The 16,231-nt window shown below is 68.8% G+C and carries 22 protein-coding genes; 17 read left to right on the top strand and 5 right to left on the bottom strand.

Annotated features, from left to right (window positions below; all coding sequences use genetic code 11):
* From F787_RS0107905 to F787_RS0107885, 5 genes are all read left to right on the top strand, one after another.
* The coding region (locus tag F787_RS0107905) for an energy transducer TonB (RefSeq protein ID WP_028491847.1) at window positions 1-682 on the top strand (682 nt) is incomplete at its 5' end.
* Window positions 683-718: 36 nt separating this feature from the next.
* Complete coding sequence (locus F787_RS0107900; protein WP_026279615.1) at window positions 719-1,153, top strand: hypothetical protein; 435 nt, start codon at window positions 719-721, stop codon at window positions 1,151-1,153.
* Window positions 1,154-1,387: 234 nt separating this feature from the next.
* Complete coding sequence (bfr, locus tag F787_RS0107895; protein ID WP_028491846.1) at window positions 1,388-1,864, top strand: bacterioferritin; 477 nt, start codon at window positions 1,388-1,390, stop codon at window positions 1,862-1,864.
* A 58-nt stretch (window positions 1,865-1,922) separates the two neighbouring features.
* On the top strand, window positions 1,923-2,159 hold the full coding sequence (locus F787_RS0107890) for a hemin uptake protein HemP (RefSeq protein WP_028491845.1): 237 nt from the start codon (window positions 1,923-1,925) through the stop codon (window positions 2,157-2,159).
* Between the two features lie 220 nt (window positions 2,160-2,379).
* Complete coding sequence (locus F787_RS0107885) at window positions 2,380-4,524, top strand: TonB-dependent receptor domain-containing protein (RefSeq protein ID WP_042805777.1); 2,145 nt, start codon at window positions 2,380-2,382, stop codon at window positions 4,522-4,524.
* A 132-nt stretch (window positions 4,525-4,656) separates the two neighbouring features.
* Here the strand turns inward: F787_RS0107885 and F787_RS0107880 are convergent, their stop codons facing one another.
* Window positions 4,657-4,932, bottom strand: a complete 276-nt coding sequence (locus F787_RS0107880) for a hypothetical protein (protein ID WP_018871165.1) — start codon at window positions 4,930-4,932, stop codon at window positions 4,657-4,659.
* Between the two features lie 249 nt (window positions 4,933-5,181).
* Between F787_RS0107880 and F787_RS0107875 the strand changes: the two genes are divergently transcribed.
* Entirely contained in the window at window positions 5,182-5,847 is a 666-nt protein-coding gene (locus F787_RS0107875) for a tetratricopeptide repeat protein (RefSeq protein WP_018871164.1), read from the top strand.
* Window positions 5,848-5,871: 24 nt separating this feature from the next.
* On the opposite strand, the gene F787_RS0107870 is transcribed toward F787_RS0107875, so the two are convergent.
* From F787_RS0107870 to F787_RS0107860, 3 genes are all read right to left on the bottom strand, one after another.
* Window positions 5,872-6,318, bottom strand: a complete 447-nt coding sequence (locus tag F787_RS0107870) for a hypothetical protein (RefSeq protein WP_028491843.1) — start codon at window positions 6,316-6,318, stop codon at window positions 5,872-5,874.
* A 19-nt stretch (window positions 6,319-6,337) separates the two neighbouring features.
* A complete protein-coding gene (locus tag F787_RS0107865; protein WP_018946554.1) occupies window positions 6,338-6,553 on the bottom strand; it encodes a hypothetical protein in 216 nt (71 codons plus the stop codon).
* Between the two features lie 66 nt (window positions 6,554-6,619).
* Window positions 6,620-7,783 (bottom strand): hypothetical protein, encoded by a 1,164-nt coding sequence (locus F787_RS0107860; protein ID WP_028491842.1) that lies wholly within the window; start codon window positions 7,781-7,783, stop codon window positions 6,620-6,622.
* 97 nt (window positions 7,784-7,880) lie between these two features.
* Here F787_RS0107860 and F787_RS0107855 point away from each other — a divergent pair, with 97 nt between their 5' ends.
* From F787_RS0107855 to F787_RS0107845, 3 genes are read left to right on the top strand one after another with little or no spacing between them, the layout of a single operon-like run.
* Entirely contained in the window at window positions 7,881-8,588 is a 708-nt protein-coding gene (locus F787_RS0107855; RefSeq protein WP_028491841.1) for a hypothetical protein, read from the top strand.
* On the top strand, window positions 8,585-9,094 hold the full coding sequence (locus F787_RS0107850; protein WP_019021355.1) for a YcgN family cysteine cluster protein: 510 nt from the start codon (window positions 8,585-8,587) through the stop codon (window positions 9,092-9,094). Before F787_RS0107855 ends, F787_RS0107850 begins: the two co-directional genes overlap by 4 nt.
* A gap of 21 nt (window positions 9,095-9,115) precedes the next feature.
* Complete coding sequence (locus F787_RS0107845; RefSeq protein WP_018871158.1) at window positions 9,116-9,619, top strand: gamma-glutamylcyclotransferase; 504 nt, start codon at window positions 9,116-9,118, stop codon at window positions 9,617-9,619.
* Here F787_RS0107845 and F787_RS0107840 read toward each other — a convergent pair whose 3' ends face one another.
* Window positions 9,620-10,306, bottom strand: a complete 687-nt coding sequence (locus F787_RS0107840) for a glutathione S-transferase family protein (protein ID WP_019021354.1) — start codon at window positions 10,304-10,306, stop codon at window positions 9,620-9,622.
* Window positions 10,307-10,464: 158 nt separating this feature from the next.
* Here F787_RS0107840 and F787_RS0107835 point away from each other — a divergent pair, with 158 nt between their 5' ends.
* The 8 genes from F787_RS0107835 to panD all read left to right on the top strand — a co-directional run bounded on the left by F787_RS0107835 (window position 10,465) and on the right by panD (window position 16,223).
* The gene (locus tag F787_RS0107835; protein ID WP_018871156.1) at window positions 10,465-10,896 is read left to right on the top strand and encodes an RNA-binding S4 domain-containing protein; all 432 of its coding nucleotides are present in this window, start codon (window positions 10,465-10,467) and stop codon (window positions 10,894-10,896) included.
* Entirely contained in the window at window positions 10,889-11,338 is a 450-nt protein-coding gene (locus F787_RS0107830) for an NUDIX hydrolase (RefSeq protein ID WP_018871155.1), read from the top strand. The genes F787_RS0107835 and F787_RS0107830 overlap by 8 nt, the downstream gene beginning before the upstream one ends.
* A gap of 40 nt (window positions 11,339-11,378) precedes the next feature.
* Window positions 11,379-12,812: a polynucleotide adenylyltransferase PcnB gene (gene pcnB, locus F787_RS0107825; protein WP_028491840.1), complete on the top strand. Its 1,434-nt coding sequence runs from the start codon at window positions 11,379-11,381 to the stop codon at window positions 12,810-12,812.
* Entirely contained in the window at window positions 12,809-13,399 is a 591-nt protein-coding gene (gene folK, locus F787_RS0107820) for a 2-amino-4-hydroxy-6-hydroxymethyldihydropteridine diphosphokinase (RefSeq protein ID WP_028491839.1), read from the top strand. The genes pcnB and folK overlap by 4 nt, the downstream gene beginning before the upstream one ends.
* Window positions 13,396-14,046 carry a deoxynucleoside kinase gene (locus F787_RS0107815; protein WP_018946545.1) on the top strand — a complete coding sequence of 217 codons (651 nt, stop codon included), beginning with the start codon at window positions 13,396-13,398 and terminating at the stop codon, window positions 14,044-14,046. The genes folK and F787_RS0107815 overlap by 4 nt, the downstream gene beginning before the upstream one ends.
* Window positions 14,047-14,055: 9 nt before the next feature.
* Window positions 14,056-14,850, top strand: coding sequence for a 3-methyl-2-oxobutanoate hydroxymethyltransferase (panB, locus tag F787_RS0107810; protein ID WP_028491838.1), 795 nt, complete (start codon window positions 14,056-14,058; stop codon window positions 14,848-14,850).
* Between the two features lie 33 nt (window positions 14,851-14,883).
* A complete protein-coding gene (gene panC / locus F787_RS0107805) occupies window positions 14,884-15,756 on the top strand; it encodes a pantoate--beta-alanine ligase (protein ID WP_028491837.1) in 873 nt (290 codons plus the stop codon).
* Between the two features lie 86 nt (window positions 15,757-15,842).
* Window positions 15,843-16,223, top strand: a complete 381-nt coding sequence (gene panD / locus F787_RS0107800; RefSeq protein ID WP_018871149.1) for an aspartate 1-decarboxylase — start codon at window positions 15,843-15,845, stop codon at window positions 16,221-16,223.
* Window positions 16,224-16,231 lie beyond the last annotated feature (8 nt).

The following is a 16,231-nucleotide window of genomic DNA, read 5'->3' as shown; positions in this document are numbered from 1 at the left end:
GGTCCGGCCGGAGGAGGCCGAGGCTCGGGAGCCGGAACGCCAGCCGGTCCGCCAGGCGGAGGAGGTCGAGCCCGAACCCGAGCCCGAACCTGAACCCGAGCCGGAACCCGAGCCCGAACCGGAGCCCGAGCCCGAGCCCGAGCCCGAGCCCGAGCCCGAACCGGAACCCGAACCGGAGCCCGAACCGGAGCCCGAACCGGAGCCCGAACCGGAGCCCGAACCGGAGCCCGAACCGGAGCCCGAACCGGAGCCCGCTGGCACGGCCGAGACGGTCGCCGAAACCGATGCTGTGGCCGATGAGCCGGGCGAAACGGACCCGACGGCCGACGAGTCCGGCCCCGCCGGGGACGCGGAGGGGGCCGCCGAGACGGATGCCACGGGCGGCGGCGACCCCGGGGCGGAGAGGGACTACCTTGCCGAACTGCAGGCCTGGGTCGAGCAGCACAAGCGTTATCCCAGAGCGGCCCAGCGTCGCCGGCAGGAAGGTACCGTGGAGGTCCGGCTGCAGCTCGCCCGTGATGGTTCGGTGATCGACTACGAGATCCAGGAGAGTTCCGGCTCCGGGATCCTGGATCGCGCGGTGGAAGACATGGTGCAGCGGGCCGACCCGTTTCCGGCGCCGGACAGTATCGGTCTGGACGGCTACGAGATCGTGGTGCCGGTGAATTTTTCGGTGCGCTGACGAACGACGGATCGACGCGTTGTGGAGGCAGGCGAGATGACACGAAAGCGGCAGATTCACGGCGGACTTGCGGCAGGCGTGCTGGGGCTGGTCCTGGCGCTGCCGGCACTGGCGGAGGACGGCGGCGGGATCGGCGTCCAGCTGAACAAGCTGGAGCCCGACGGCGACGACTGTCGCGCCCATCTGGTACTGGAGAACGGCCTGGATCAGGCGCTGGAGTCGCTGCAGCTGGATCTGGTGGTGTTCGGCGATGACGGCATCATCCAGAGCCGGACGCTGCTCGAGATGGCACCGCTGCGGGCGGGGAGCACCTCGGTGCGGGCCTTCCGCATGACGGATACGTCCTGTGATCGCGTCGGGCGCATCCTCGTCAACGACGTCGCCGCCTGCGAGGGCCCCGACGGCGCGGTCGCGGACTGTGCCGACCGCATCCGGCCTGAAAGCCTGGCGGAACCGCCGCTGATTCGCTGAAGCACCGTACCGGGAACAGGCGCCGCCAGCCCCTGCCGTTTCTGGTTTTATATGGAGCTATTGAAAACAGTTCTCATTCGCTATAGCATTCCCATGCCTTGAGACCATCTTGCATCGCGGAGCCCCCGCGCAGGATCCTGACAGGGGGGGCGCAGGCCGCTTCATGGCGCGGCTGCCGGACGCGCGGTGCTCGCCGCAATCAGCAACACAACGAGAACGAGAAGGAGAGTCACGATGCAGGGTGATAAGGAAGTAATCCGTTACCTCAACCAGGCACTCAAGGGCGAACTGACGGCCATCAACCAGTATTTCCTCCATTCCCGCATGTTCCGGGACTGGGGCCTGGAGAAGCTGGCCGCGGCCGAATACGAAGAATCGATCGACGAGATGAAGCATGCGGACGAGCTGATCAACCGCATCCTGTTCCTCGACGGCCTGCCCAATCTGCAGGATCTGGGCACGCTGAGAATCGGGGAGACCACGCGCGAGATCCTCGAGGCGGACCTGGCGCTGGAGCACGAGGGGGAAGCGGTCTACCGCGACGCGATCGCCCACTGTGAACAGGTCCGGGACTACGGGAGCCGCGATCTGCTCCAGAAGATCCTGGACAGCGAGGAAAGCCATATCGACTGGCTGGAGACCCAATTGCAGCTGATCGAGCGGATCGGCCTGCAGAACTACGAACAGAGCCAGGCGGGCTCCGCCGAGTAAGGCTCCGGGGCATTGAATACGGCCGTCCCGCAAGGGGCGGGGCGGCCGGGGAGGCAGAATGAGTTCCAGCGAAAACCGCCACCAGCCGGGATCCGTTCCGGAGCACACCGAGCAGCCTCGTGTCGGGGCCGGGGCCGGGGCCGGGGCCGGGCCGGAAGACCGGCCCGCCGGCGTTCCACGGGAAATCGCCTCGAGCGACCTGCTGTGTGATGCCGATCGACTGTATATCCGCCATGAAGGCCAGTGCTACACCCTCCGGGTGACGTCCAGCAGGAAGCTGATCCTGACCAAATAAAAGCATTCCACGCCGTGGCGGCCGCCACGGCACCCGCCAGCCAGGGGACCCGCTCCCTCAGCCAGCCATTTTTCGTTACTTGAACCGCGACATGTCACCGGTCGAGGCGGTGCGCTGTCGTGCAAACCGAAGGGAGAAAGAAATGGCTCGCAGAGAGCGAATGAGAAGCGTTCATTCCTTTAGTTACGGGTGTGAGGCCGGCGTTGATCGGGAGCGCGGAATGGGGCCGGCAAGCTGGCGCCATCGCGCGGTAGCACTGGCGGTCGTGGGCGTCGCCGGGATGCCGATAGCCAACGCTCAGGATGCCGATACCGATCGTCTGGCACCGGTGGAGATCATCGGCGATTCGGCTCAGGCGCGGGAGCTGCCGGGTTCGGGGGCCGTCGTGGAACCCGAACAGCTGGAGCTCGACGGGACGACCGACATCCACCAGGCGCTGAAAACCGTCCCGGGTATGTACGTTCGCGAGGAAGAGGGCTTCGGCCTGCGGCCGAACATCGGGGTGCGTGCCGCACCTCCGGGGCGCAGCAGCAAGGTGACGATCATGGAAGACGGTGTGCTGATGGCGCCGGCGCCGTATTCCAATCCGGCGGCCTATTATTTCCCCACCACCAAGCGCCTCCATTCCATCGAGGTTCTCAAGGGGGCGCCGCTTCTGCGGCACGGGCCGCAGACCACCGGTGGCGTGATCAACCTGCGTTCCACGCCGATTCCGGCGGAACGCGCCGGCAGCATCGAGACCGTAGCCGGGGAGCACGGCGGTCTCGACGTGCACGCGACCTGGGGAGATCGTATCGGTGACTGGAGTTACATGATCGAGACGGTCCAGCGTCGCAGCGATGGTTTCAAGGACATCGACCGCAGCAGCCGTGACACGGGCTTCCGCATCGAGGACTACGTGGCCAAGTTGCGCTGGGACGGGGCGCGCCAGAGCGTTGAACTGAAGGCCCAGCATTCCGAGGAGACGTCCAATGAGACCTATCTGGGCCTGACTGACGATGATTTTTCGCGTGATCCCGATCGCCGTTACGGGCTGTCCGAGATCGACCAGATGAACAACGATCATCAGGGTGTCAGCCTCATTCACGAGTTCGACTGGACCCCGGAAGTGCGGCAGACATCGACCGTCTATCGCAACGAGTTCGCGCGCAACTGGTTCAAGCTCGATGGCAACCTGCTGGCGGACGCCAATGAAGGCGATGCGGACGCGCTTGGTACGTTGCGGGGCACCCGGGACACTACGGGGCTCGAGTACAAGAACAACAATCGGGAGTACGTCTCGCAGGGCGTGCAGACCGAGTTCGATCTGGCGCTCGGCGACCACTGGATCCGGACCGGCGTGCGGTACCACGAAGACGAGATGGATCGTTTCCAGCCCGTGGAGATCTACGATCAGGTCAACGGTTCGCTGGTGCGTCAGGGCCGGGTCGAGCCCTCCGGGGGCAACAATCGTTTCGAGGATGGCGAGGCCTGGAGTCTGTGGGTTACCGACGAGTGGCAGGTGAACGACCGGCTGCGTCTGAATCTGGCCATGCGGTACGAAGACGTGAAGACCTCGCGGGTTCAGTACGCGGACGCCAGCCGCAATACCGTGGACTATCGGCGGTCGAACTCCTACAGCGAATGGCTGCCCGGGGCTTCCATGACCTTTGACGTGGACGATCGCTGGCAGCTGCTGGCCGGTGTGCACCGCGGCTTTTCGCCGGCCGGAGGTGGAGCCGAGTCCGGTACCGCCCCCGAGACCAGTATCAACTGGGAGCTGGGCGGGCGCTATCGCTCCGGGAATCTGTTCGCCGAGGCGATCGGGTTCCACAGTGACTTTACCGACCAGAAGGAAGACTGTTCCGTGGGGTCGCCGTGCTCGGATGGTTCCACCTCGGGTACGTTCACTACCGGCGAGGCGGAGATCTCCGGGGTCGAGGTGCAGGCCGGGACGGAGTTCGCGGCAGGTTCCTTCCAGGTGCCGGTGTCGGCGGCCTACACCTATACCCGGGCGCGCATCAGCAGCGACAACCCGGCCTCGGCCCTGGAAAAGGGCGATCGTCTGCAGGATATCCCGCGCCATCAGCTGAATCTGCGGGCAGGCCTGGAGCATCCGAGCGGGTGGGATAACCACGCGGTGCTGAACTATACCGGTGCTTCCTGCAGCTCCGTTGGCTGTAACAACAGTGATTCGGATTTTGATGAGACCGAATCCCTGATGACCGTCGATCTGGTGAGTCGCTATGCGCTGACCGGGGATACCGACGTGTTCCTGCGGGCCCGCAATGTCTTCGACGAACAGCGTGTCGTGGCACGTACGCCTTACGGGGCCCGTCCGAACCAGCCCCGGACGATTTCCGTCGGACTGACGCACCGGTTCTGAGCCGCGGGCGACCTCGCTCGCCGGTTGATCCCGGCAGCAATAAAAAGGCCCGACCGGAGAAGGTTTCCGGTCGGGCCCCGGCGGCCGGGAAATGCGGTCGCATCGCCCCGGCGGAGCGTTTGGGCGGGACGATCAGAACTGGGGTTCGTCGTCGCCTTCCATGTCGCCACCCATGCCGTCGTCCATGCCATCGCCTTCGGGTTCCATTCCCTGGCCTCCCATGTCACCTTCCGGCGGGGCGCCTTCCTGCATGCCGCCACCCATTCCGTCCTCGGCCGGCGGCGCGCCTTCTTCCATCTGCTGTTCTTCGAACTCGTCCATGCCCATGTCGTCACCGCCGCAGCCGGCGATCAGCAGGGCAAAGGGCGCGATGGCGGTGGCTGCCAGCAGTTTCGTGGAACGTTTCATCAAGGTCCTCCTCATTGGGACAAGGGTAAGAATCAGGGACAGGGTCCCGTCACCCCTGCGTCTCCTGCCCCCCGGGGGTGAGTTCCCGAGCCGCGCCGGGCGGATCCGCACGCAAGCGGGATGCCGGTGACAAAATGAGAATGGCGTCACGCTCTGTGGTTCGCGTGCCCGGCCGGCGTGGGGGACATCGACGCTGCGTTGTCCGGTCGGTACATTGCCGGCCGACATGTCCCGAACCGAGTTCGCACCATGAATGCATCAAATGATCCGCGCGGGCTGCTCGAGCAGGCGCGCGCGGCCTGGAGGGACGGAGACACCGCGCGGGCGGTGGACCGCTGGCAGCAGGCCGCCACCGCGGGTGATCCGCTCGCGGCCTACAACCTGGGGGTGCTGCTGGATGAAGGCACGCACATGCCGCGCGACCCGGCGCGTGCCGCGATCTGGTATCTGCAGGCGGCCGAGGCGGGCTGGCCGGATGCCGCGTTCAATCTGGCGGTGCTGTTCGAACAGGGCGACGGCGTGGAGGCCAGCCCGAACGAGGCGGCGCGCTGGTTCCATGCCGCCGCCGAGGGCGGCAATCCGCAGGCGATGTTCAACCTGGGCCTGAAGTTCGACGAGGGGCGCGGGTTGCCGCAGGACTCCGAGCAGGCGGCGCAGTGGTATCTGCTGGCCGCCGAGGCCGGCGAGGGCCGCGGGGCCGCCAACCTGGCGCGGCTGTTCGCGATGGGCGAGGGCGTGGAGCGCTCGGATGTCTCCGCCTTCAAGTGGTATGCGATCGCCGCGGAGATGGGCGTGGCCAGTGCGGCGCGCTATCGCGAGCGGGTGGCACGCGAACTCAACGCGGACGAGCGGCTGCATGCGGGGGAGCGGGCGCAGGAGTGGCTGGCGGAGTTCCCGCGGCGGGGAGACGCCTGAGTCCGCAGGGCGGCACCGCCGCGGTCAGACGACGATGTTCAGCTCGCGGCGGGGTTCCTCGGCCGGGCCGGCAAAGCTGAAGGCCAGTTCCACACGCCGGCGCAGGGCTTCGACCCCGGAATCCTCCAGTGCGCCGCCGTCGGCGATGCGCTCCTCGCCCGGACGGGCATCGTCGGCGGTGCCGGACTGAAACGCCTCGATCTCGGCCGCCAGGCGCGCCTGGCCGGCCATTTCGCGGTCGTTGCGGGGCAGGACCAGGTCGGCACGCGGGTCGCCCTCGTCCCCGTTGCGGTTGCGCTGCTGCTCGGCGCGGTCCTCGATGGGACGGCGCGCGGCCCCGGCTTCGGGGTCGTTCAGCGGGCGATCGAACTCCGATGGCGCGGACAGCTGGCCGAGACCCAGGCGGTCCGAACCGCTCGGCCGGGTGGCCGGGACGGTCGGCGGTGCCGGATTGGTCAGCGGTGCTTCCATGGTGTCCCTCGCTTCCGCGTCAGGCGCGGACGTCGAGCAGGCTCCCGATCATGCGGTCTTCGGCTTGCAGGGTCTTCACGTTCGCTTCCACGTGACGCTGGCTCGCGCTCATCTCGACCATCGCCGTGTTGCTCTGGCGGCTGCCGGCGTTCTCGGTGGCCACGGTGTGGGCCTGCTGACGCATCTGCGTCATGCCCTTCTGGATGCCCTGCAGGCCGCTGCTGCCGTCGATCATTTTCCGGTCCGGATTCGCACTTGTTTCAAATTATAGACCAGACCCCGGGAGATATGCTAAGGGCGCTCAGGAAGGCGCGGGGGCAGCCGCGAGATGTTCGGCCAGGCGGGCCGCGACCCGGTCGCGGGCCGTGGCCTGTCGTTCCAGCCATCGGGTCAGCCGCGCTTGGCGCTGCCCGGCATCCGGCAGGGTCGAAAGGGTCTCGAGAATCGCGGCGGCCACGGCATCGGGATCTTCTCCGCGGCGGATCAGGCCGGTGGTCTCCGCGGCACGCCGCAGGCGGACCTCGTCTTCCGGGGCGTCGCCGCTGGCGGCCGGCCCGGTCACCACGGCACTGCCGCAGGCCAGGGGGCGTGCCAGATCCGGCGGGGTCCGCGTGGCTGCCAGGGTGCCGCCGGGCAGGGTGATGTCGGCGCAGGCGTAGGCGGCCTGCAGGGTCTGCGGATCCTCGATGTAGTAGACCCGGTTCTTGCGCGGGACGTACGAGGTCATGAACCGGTTGTGGCGCACGATCGGCAGCGAGTACTTGATTGCATCGCGGTAGACCGGCTCGTGGCGTTCGGGGTCCGCCGGTGCGAGCAGGAGCAGGGCGGCGGTCTTCTGCAGGACCGCGAACAGTACTGCGAAGGCGAACGCCTCCTCGTCCGGGCCGGTGTTCGGGGCCAGCAGAATCGGGTGGCCGCGCTCGCGGTATTCGGCGAAGCGTTCGCAGAACGCCCGCTCGGGATCCGGGTCTTCCGGTGCGGGGGGCAGGGATATGGCCCCGGCGAGCGGGTCGCCGGTGGTCTCGGCGCCCAGTGCCGGGTCCACGGCGCCATCCCGGGCGGCCAGCACGGTGGCAAAGGGGAGGCCTTCCGGGGCGGGGCCCTCGGCGTTGACCCAGGCCACGCGGGCCCCGGCGGCCACGACGGCCCGCAGCGCCTCGCCGGGGAGATCGACCGGGCCCAGCAGTACCACGGCCCGGGGGCGCAGGCGGGCCAGGCGCACCGGGGCGAGTTCGGGGGGCAGGGCCACCGCCGGCAGATCATCGGGGGCTCCGGGCACGGCGGCCTCCCTGTCACGGGGGGCATCGCTGACGCCCAGCAGCAGCGGGCCCAGGGCCTCGCCGAGACCGGCGAGCCAGTCGGGCGCCCGCGCGAGTTCGCGGTGCGAGGCGATGATCAGGGTGCGGCCGGTGTATGTGGACGGGACCGAGCGGGCCGTGATCCAGGCAGACAAACGTGAGATCATGCGTGATCGGACGCGGGGCGCCGGGTGGTTTGCGAGCCGCCCAGTATAGCGACCCCGCGAGGATTCGCGCAGGGGTGGCTCGGGAGCAGAAGTCGGCATGAATCTACGCTGGACCATCGGGGCGGTTGTCCTCGCGGGCATTCTGGCCCTGGCGATGTTCGTCTACATGCAGCCCGGCGGGCAGCAGACCCGGCAGTTCGACAGCCTGCCCTGGCAGGTGGAGGTGCTGGACCGGCAGCACACGCGGGTGCTGGGGATTACCCTGGGCGAGACCACCATGGCGGATCTCATGGGGCGGCTGCCGGTGCCCGAGATCCGGATGTTCGAGGACCCCGACGGGACGCGCTCGGTGGAGGCGTATTACGTGAACGCCCGCATCGAGCCGTTCGAGACCAACCTGATCCTGCGTCCCGATCTGGACGAGGCCGACCTGGACCGTATCGAGGCGGGGACGACCTCCGAGCGGCCGATGCCGTCGGGTGCCCGGCGCTACGGCCTGGACGACGACACCCTTGCATCGCTGGGTAACGTGCCGGTGGTGGAGATGAGCTATATCCCCCGGGCACGCTGGGACGCGGATCTGCTGCGCCGGCATTTCGGCGAGCCGGCCGAGCGCATGCAGATCGACAGCGACCACGCCTACTGGCTGTATCCCGATCAGGGTGTGGCCGTGCTGCTGCCCGACCGCGGACGGCCGACCATGCACTACACCACGCAGGAGCGCTGGAGCCGGGTCGAGCAGCGCCTGCAGGAAGAGGGGCGCCGGCGGCTGGGCGAAGAGGACCACCGGGCGGAGACGCCGTGAGCGACGAACGGCCCTTTTACCAGCGCCCGCTGGAGGAACTCGACGCGGCCGAATGGGAGGCCCTTTGCGACGGCTGCGGGCGCTGCTGCCTGCACAAGTTCGAGGACGAGGATACCGGCGAACTGGCCCACACCTGGCTGGCCTGTGACCTGCTCGACTGCGAGACCGGCCATTGCTCCGACTATGCCCGGCGTCGCGAGTCCGTGCCGGACTGTCTGCAGCTGACCCTGGAGAAGGTGGCGCAATACGACTGGCTGCCGCCCACCTGCGCCTATCGCCTGCGCTTTGCCGGGCAGCCCCTGCCGAGCTGGCACCCGCTGCTGACCGGCGATCCGGACAGCGTGCGCCGCGCCGGGGTGTCGGTGGCCGGGCGGGTCCTGCGCGAATGCGATGCCCCGGATCTGCCGATCATCGATTACGTGGTGGACTGGCCGGGCGAGGTTCCGCTGGCCGCCCGCCTGTTGCAGCCGGCGTCGGAGCCGGAGGGTGACTCAACCGCAAAATAGAGCGGAGGTGGGGATCGGATCATGTCTTCCCCGTTCATCGACCTGTTCGTCTACGGCACGCTGAAGCGCGGGTATGCCAACTTTGCCGCGCATTGCGGCCATGCCCTGGAGGTGGTTCCGGCGAGCGTGCCCGGCTGGTTGTATCACCTGCCCCATGGCTACCCCGGGGCGGTCATTCCGCAGGAACGTATCCTGGCCGAGGGGTCGGACGACCCGGAGGCCGATGCGGCCCTGCAGTGGCGGCATGACCCCCCGGCCAGCCCGGCGCCGGTCTCCGGTTACGACCGCATTCAGGGCGAGATCATGCGTCTGCCCGAGCCACGCCGCAGTCTGCCGCCGGTGGATCGTCTGGAGGACTTCCGGGCGGACGGGCGGGGCATGTATCGCCGCGCTCTGGTACTCGCCGATCCCGACCCCTCTTCCGGTTCCGGGCCTGCGTCGGGGCCGCGTCCGGTGTGGATGTACTGGATGCCCGAAATCCCCGCCGGCCGGTATCTGCGGCGCGGGGTCTGGCCCGAGGGGTGATCAGCCGTCGCGCAGTGCGGCCGCCAGTTGCCGGGGCGCGGTGCCGGTCTGGCCATCCAGGTAGGTGGCCAGGCGCTGCGAGAAATCCGCCGGTACCGAGTCGCGTACCGCGTCCATCGCCTCCAGCCACTGCCAGCGCGCCGCCAGGCGCGGGAAGGATTCGGGGTCCCAGGGGCTGTCTTCGTGGGTGAGCAGGGCGTAGCGCATCAGCAGCGGCGCCAGGGTCGCGTCCACCAGCGAGAACTCCGCCCCGGCCAGCGTGCGGTCGCCGGCCATCTGGCGTTCCAGTCGCTCCAGACCTCGTGCCGCTTCGTGTGCGGCCCGTTCGAAGGCGTCCTCGTCGGCCGCGGTCATCCAGCGGTACTGCGCGAAGGTCTGTTCCGACAGGTACTCGATCCAGGCGCGGGCCCGGGCGCGTTCCAGCGGTTCCGGAGGCAGGCGTTCGGGCGGGGTAACGGCGTCGATGTATTCGTTGATGACCGCCGATTCGAACAGGACCGTGTCCCCGTTCACGATCAGGATCGGGACCTTGCCCAGCGGCGAGCGTTCCCGGAACCAGTCGGGCGGGTCGGCGAGGTCGATGCGGGTGAGTTCGTACGGCGCTGCCTTGTAATTCAGCGTGATGAGGCTACGCTGGACGAAAGGACAAATATCGAAGCTGACCAGGTGCAGATGCGGAAAGTCCATGGCATGGCCCGGTGGCCCGCGGGCGACCGGTTCCCCCTCCGGAAATATCGGTGCATGAAGGCGGCATTCTGGTCGCTCCGGTCCGCGGATAAAAGCCCGGGCCGACTACCGGTCCCGGGTGTGCGCGGGGCGCCCGCAGTGCTCGCGCGGGGGTGCTCATGAGCCGGACGGGTGCAGCGGCGACGCCTGCGTCCAGCCTGCGTCTGGACAAGTGGCTGTGGGCGGCGCGTTTCTTCAAGACCCGCGCCCTGGCGACGGAGGCGGTGTCCGGCGGCAAGGTCCATGTCAATGGCGAGCGCTGCAAGCCCGCGCGCAAGCTGCATCCGGGGGATCGCGTACGGGTGCACAAGGGGAGCTGGTCCATGGAGGTCGACGTGGTGGCGCTGGATGATCGGCGGCGCCCGGCGACCGAGGCGGAGCAGCTCTACACCGAAACCCCGGAGAGCCGCGAGTCGCGCGAGCAGGAGGCATCCCGCCGGCGGCTGGAACGCGAGGCACGGGCCCCGGCGCCCTCGGGGCGTCCGGACAAACGCGAGCGCCGCAAGATCCGGCGTTTCGTGCGGCAGGATCAGGGAGGAACCGATGAGTGACCGACGCCCGCGTACGCCGGCCCTGGCGGTGGATCTGGTGATCCGGCATGCCGCCGAGCCCGGCCGGATCCTGGTCATCGAGCGTCACAACCCGCCGCACGGGTGGGCGCTTCCCGGGGGCTTTGTCGACGTGGGCGAGAGCGCCGAACATGCCGCCGTGCGCGAGGCCCGCGAGGAAACCGGTCTGCAGGTCGAACTGCAGGCCCTGCTGGGGGTGTATTCGGCGCCCGATCGCGACCCCCGCGGGCACACCGTGAGCGTGGTGTATCTGGCTCAGGGGAACGGTCAGGCGCGGGCCGCCGACGATGCGCGCGACTGTGCCTGGCTGGACCCGGACGACCCCGGTCTGCCACTGGCCTTCGATCACCGCCGCATCGTGGACGACTACCTGCGCTATCGCCTTACCGGTGAAGTGGCTCCCCTGAGAACAAGGACGGATTAGCTGTTAAGATACGCCACCGAAGCCATTTTGACGGCCCTGCGTGACCCGCCCTGATACCGAAATCCCGGCCCCGGCCGAAACTGACCCCCGCGACGACGCCCCGCGCGCCGGCGACGCATCGGTCGTGCCTCGCGTCTACAGCCGCGAGGAGCACGGCATCTCGCGCGCGGCCATCGACAACAACGCGCTCAAGGTGCTCTACCGCCTGCGTGACGCGGGCTACCGCGCCTGTCTGGTCGGCGGCGGGGTGCGCGACCTGCTGCTGGGGCGCGAGCCCAAGGACTTTGACGTGGCCACCGACGCCACCCCCGAAGAGGTCCGCGGGGAGTTCCGCAACTGCCGGCTGATCGGCCGCCGCTTCCGCCTGGCGCACGTGCTGTTCGGCCGCGAGGTGATCGAGGTCGCGACCTTCCGTGCCCCGCACGATGCCGGTGGTGACGACGATGACGACGACGGCGACGTGGTCCTCAGCGACGACGGCCGCATCCTGCGCGACAATCGCTACGGCACCATCGAGCAGGACGCCCTGCGGCGCGATTTCAGCATCAACGCGCTGTATTACGACATCAACGACTTCTCGGTGCTGGACTACACCGGCGGCGTCGAGGACCTGCGCGAGGGCGTTCTGCGCCTGATCGGCGACGATCCCGAGACGCGCCTGCGCGAGGATCCGGTGCGCATGCTGCGGGCGGTGCGTTTCTCCGCCAAGCTGGGGCTTCGCATCGACCCGGCGGTGGACGAGGCGATGCACCGGCTGGCGCCGCTGATGCAGGAAGTCGCGCCGGCACGCCTGTTCGACGAGGTGATCAAGCTGTTCCACAGCGGCGAGGCCGTCACCTGCCTCGACGAGCTCGAACGCTTCGGTCTGTTCGAGGCGATGTTCCCGTCCACCGCCGAGGCCTTCGACGACCCCGACGATCCCGAGGCCGGTCTCAGCCAGCGGGCCTTCCTGGTCGAGGCGCTGCGCAACACCGACAAGCGGCTGGCCGAGGACCAGGGCGTGCACCCGGCGTTTTTGTATGCCGCGCTGATGTGGGCGCCGCTGCAGTGGGAGGCCAGTGCGCGCATCGAGGAAGGCGAGAACCCGGCGCCGGCCTGGGACCAGGCGATGTCGCAGATCCTCGACGAGCAGGGCGAGACCATCACCATCCCGCGCCGCTTTGCGCTGGTGATTCGCGAGATCTGGGACATGCAGAGCCGGCTGGAGACCCACTCCGGGGCGCGGGCCCTGAAGCTGCTGACGCATCCGCGTTTCCGTGCCGGTTACGACTTCTACTGCCTGCGGGCGCAGGTGGGGGATGCCAGCGAGGCGACCTGCCGCTGGTGGACCGAACTGCAGGAAAAGGACGAGGCCGGACGCAAGGCAATGACCGGGGCCTCCGGCGGGGATGGCAAGCGCAAGCGCCGCAAGCGCAAGCCGCGGGGTCGTGCCGGCGGCTCGGGCGGGAAGAAGGCGGGGGAAGACTCGGCATGACCCGGATCCAGCCCGGCGGGCGCACTGCGGCCGTGTCGGCCTACATCGGCATCGGCGCCAACCTGGGGGATCCGGTGGCACAGGTTCGCGGCTCTTTCGCCCGCCTTGCCGTTGAGGTGCCCGATACGCGGCTGGCCGGACGCTCGCGGCTGTACCGCAATCCGCCGATGGGACCGCCGGACCAGCCGGACTACGTCAATGCCGTGGCCCGGCTGCACACCCGACTGACGCCGCGCGAACTGCTGCATGCGCTGCAGGCGATCGAACAGCGCTGCGGGCGCGTGCGCGACGGCCAGCGCTGGGGGCCGCGGCTGCTGGACCTCGACCTGCTGCTGTACGGCGACCGGGTGCTGGACGAGCCGGGACTCGCGGTGCCGCATCCGGGGGTGGCCGAGCGCAATTTCGTGGTCCTGCCGCTGCAGGAGCTGGCACCGGGGCTGGAGATCCCCGGGTGCGGCCCGCTGGCGGCGCTGGCCCGTGCCTTTGACCCCGCCGCCCTGATCCCGGTGGAGGAGTCGGGCGACAGCGCCGCGGAGGCCGCCGCGGGGGAGCCACCACCGGGCCGCCGTGCGGGGGCGGGTGCATGAGCCTGGGCCATTTCGACTTCATCGCGGTCGAGGGGCCGATCGGCGTCGGCAAGTCCTCGCTGGCGCAGCGGCTGGCGGAACACCTGCGCGCGGAGCTCCTGCAGGAGGCCCCCGACGAGAACCCGTTCCTGGAACGTTTCTATCAGGATCCGGCCAAGCATGCCCTGGCCACCCAGCTGTATTTCCTCGTGCAGCGGGTCCGCCAGCTGACCCCGGTGGCGCAGAAGGGGCTGTTCCAGCAGGCGCATGTGGCCGACTACCTGATGGACAAGGACCCGCTGTTCGCCGAACTCAATCTGGCCCCGGACGAGCTGGAGATCTACCACGAGATGTTCCGCCGGCTGCGCCAGGGGCTGCCGCAGCCGGATCTGGTGATCTATCTGCAGGCGCCGGTGGACGTGCTGCAGGAACGCATCCGCCAGCGCGGACGGGCCTATGAACGCCGGATCGAAACCGCCTATCTGGAACGGCTGAACGCCGCCTACGCGGATTTCTTCTATCATTTCGAGGGACCGGCGCTGGTGATCGTCAACGCGACCGAGATCGACTGGGTGAACAACCCGGCCGATTTCGACCAGCTGCTGCAGTTTCTCGAACCGATCCAGGGCGGGCGACACTACTTCAACCCGCTGCCGATCACGCTGTAGGGGACACGCATGGGGGCGATCACCGTCAACACCCTGGCCGAGCGTCGGCGGGCCGGCGAGCGCTTTGCCTGTCTGACCGCCTACGACGCCGCGTTCGCGCGCCTGCTGGACGAGCAGGGCGTGGAGGTGATCCTGGTCGGAGATTCGCTGGGCATGGTGGTGCAGGGGCACGCGACCACGCTGCCGGTAACCCTGGAGGACATGGTCTATCACACCGCCGCGGTGGCCCGCGGGGCACGCCGGGCCCTGATCATGGCCGACCTGCCGTTCCTGGGCGATGCCGATCCGGCCACCGCCCTGGCGCAGTCGGGCGCGTTGATGCGGGCCGGGGCGCACATGGTCAAGATCGAATGCAGCGCGACCCAGATCCCGGTGGTCGAACGCCTGGTGGATGCCGGCATCCCGGTGTGCGCCCACCTCGGACTGACCCCGCAGGCGGTGCACCGCATGGGCGGGTACCGCGTGCAGGGCCGCGACGCCGCCGCGGCGGCCGAGCTGGAATCGCTGGCCGGGCGCCTGGAACAGGCCGGGGCCCAGGTCCTGCTGCTGGAGGGCGTGACCGAGGCACTGGCCACCGCGGTGGCGCGGGCGGCCGACGTGCCGGTGATCGGGATCGGGGCCAGCCCGGCCTGCGACGGCCAGGTGCTGGTGATTGCCGACGTGATCGGCCTGACCCCGAATCCGCCGCGCTTCGCCCGCGATTTCCTCGCCGAGGGCGGCTCGCTGGCCGGAGCGGTGCGGGCCTATGTCGGCGCGGTGCGCGAGGGGCGCTTCCCCGAATCCGGCGTGCATACCTTTTTGTAGAGAACCCCGGTTCAGACGAGGCTCGGGACGGCCATGAGAATCCTTCGAGATCGACCCCAGATCCAGGCGATGCGCCGCGAATGGTCGCGCCGTGGCGGGCAGGAGACCATTGCCCTGGTGCCCACCATGGGGCACCTCCACGAAGGGCACATGGCACTGGTGCGCGAGGCGCGGGCGCGGGCGTCGCGCGTGGTGGTGTCGATCTTCGTCAATCCGCTGCAGTTCGACCGCGAGGAAGACCTCGCGAACTACCCGCGCAGCCTGGAAGAAGACTCCCGCCGGCTGGCGGATGCCGGCGTCGACACCCTGTTCTGCCCGGACGAATCGGTGATGTACCCGGACGACGGGCTGCCGCCGGTGAAGGTGGTCGTGCCGGTGCTGTCGGAGATCCTCGAGGGGGCGTTCCGTCCGGGCCATTTCGACGGTGTGGCGACGGTGGTCGCCAAGCTGTTCAACCTGGTGCGCCCCGACATCGCCCTGTTCGGCGAGAAGGATTACCAGCAGTTCCGCCTGATCGAGCGCATGGTCGGCTCGCTGGACATGCCGGTGCGGGTGGATGCGGTGCCGACCGTGCGCGAGTCCGACGGGCTGGCCTGTTCCTCGCGCAACAGCCGGCTGACCGCGGAGTCGCGCGCGCGGGCGCCGGCGCTCAAGCGCGTGCTCGACGAGGTCGCCATCGTCTGCCGGCGCGACCGCAGCGGCGCGGCCGACCGGGTCACCGAGATCGAGGCGGAGGCCTGCGACCGCCTGCGCGAGGCAGGGCTGGATGCCGAATACGTGGCCATCCGCCGGGCGATGGATCTCGCCGAGCCGGTAGCCGGCGAGGCCCTGTGCGATCAGGACCTCGTGATCCTCGGGGCCGCCTGGCTGGACAGCGTGCGCCTGATCGATAATCGCCGGCCCTGAGTCGGACGCGGGACATTGCCGCTCCCGCGTGCATCGCGCATAATTCCCGGCCCCGTGAAAAGACCGTTCGCCGACGGAAGACGCTTATGCTGGTCACCATGCTCAAGGGCAAGCTGCACAAGGCCCGAGTCACGCACTGTGAGCTCGAGTACGAGGGGTCCTGCGCGATCGATACGCGTCTGCTGGAGGCCTCCGGGATCCTGCCGTTCGAGCAGATCCAGATCTACAACGTGGACAACGGCGAACGCTTCACCACATACGCGATCGAGGCGGAAGCCGGGTCCGGGGTGATCTCGGTCAATGGCGCCGCTGCGCACAAGGCATCGGTGGGCGATCGCGTGATCATCTGTGCCTACGGCCAGCTGGATGCCGCCGAGGCGCGCGAGTTCACCCCCGATCTGGTGTATCTCGACGCCGACAACGCCATCGCCCGCACCGGGCACGATATCCCCGTCCAGGCCGCCTGAGTACGGCA

Origin of the sequence: Thioalkalivibrio sp. ALE19 (assembly GCF_000428605.1) — a bacterium.
GTDB lineage: Bacteria > Pseudomonadota > Gammaproteobacteria > Ectothiorhodospirales > Ectothiorhodospiraceae > Thioalkalivibrio.
This window is presented reverse-complemented; position numbering and strand designations above follow the sequence as displayed.

Bases quoted from the DNA above. Each gene is read 5' to 3' on its own strand.
- panC (WP_028491837.1), top strand. From the start codon at position 14,884: ATGAGAATCCTTCGAGATCGACCCCAGATCCAGGCGATGCGCCGCGAA.
- F787_RS0107855 (WP_028491841.1), top strand. From the start codon at position 7,881: ATGAATCTACGCTGGACCATCGGGGCGGTTGTCCTCGCGGGCATTCTG.
- F787_RS0107885 (WP_042805777.1), top strand. From the start codon at position 2,380: ATGGGGCCGGCAAGCTGGCGCCATCGCGCGGTAGCACTGGCGGTCGTG.
- F787_RS0107870 (WP_028491843.1), bottom strand. From the start codon at position 6,318: ATGGAAGCACCGCTGACCAATCCGGCACCGCCGACCGTCCCGGCCACC.
- F787_RS0107840 (WP_019021354.1), bottom strand. From the start codon at position 10,306: ATGGACTTTCCGCATCTGCACCTGGTCAGCTTCGATATTTGTCCTTTC.
- F787_RS0107860 (WP_028491842.1), bottom strand. From the start codon at position 7,783: ATGATCTCACGTTTGTCTGCCTGGATCACGGCCCGCTCGGTCCCGTCC.
- F787_RS0107845 (WP_018871158.1), top strand. From the start codon at position 9,116: ATGTCTTCCCCGTTCATCGACCTGTTCGTCTACGGCACGCTGAAGCGC.
- F787_RS0107815 (WP_018946545.1), top strand. From the start codon at position 13,396: ATGAGCCTGGGCCATTTCGACTTCATCGCGGTCGAGGGGCCGATCGGC.
- panB (WP_028491838.1), top strand. From the start codon at position 14,056: ATGGGGGCGATCACCGTCAACACCCTGGCCGAGCGTCGGCGGGCCGGC.
- F787_RS0107865 (WP_018946554.1), bottom strand. From the start codon at position 6,553: ATGATCGACGGCAGCAGCGGCCTGCAGGGCATCCAGAAGGGCATGACG.
- F787_RS0107835 (WP_018871156.1), top strand. From the start codon at position 10,465: ATGAGCCGGACGGGTGCAGCGGCGACGCCTGCGTCCAGCCTGCGTCTG.
- F787_RS0107880 (WP_018871165.1), bottom strand. From the start codon at position 4,932: ATGAAACGTTCCACGAAACTGCTGGCAGCCACCGCCATCGCGCCCTTT.
- folK (WP_028491839.1), top strand. From the start codon at position 12,809: ATGACCCGGATCCAGCCCGGCGGGCGCACTGCGGCCGTGTCGGCCTAC.
- F787_RS0107890 (WP_028491845.1), top strand. From the start codon at position 1,923: ATGAGTTCCAGCGAAAACCGCCACCAGCCGGGATCCGTTCCGGAGCAC.
- panD (WP_018871149.1), top strand. From the start codon at position 15,843: ATGCTGGTCACCATGCTCAAGGGCAAGCTGCACAAGGCCCGAGTCACG.
- F787_RS0107875 (WP_018871164.1), top strand. From the start codon at position 5,182: ATGAATGCATCAAATGATCCGCGCGGGCTGCTCGAGCAGGCGCGCGCG.
- bfr (WP_028491846.1), top strand. From the start codon at position 1,388: ATGCAGGGTGATAAGGAAGTAATCCGTTACCTCAACCAGGCACTCAAG.
- F787_RS0107830 (WP_018871155.1), top strand. From the start codon at position 10,889: ATGAGTGACCGACGCCCGCGTACGCCGGCCCTGGCGGTGGATCTGGTG.
- F787_RS0107900 (WP_026279615.1), top strand. From the start codon at position 719: ATGACACGAAAGCGGCAGATTCACGGCGGACTTGCGGCAGGCGTGCTG.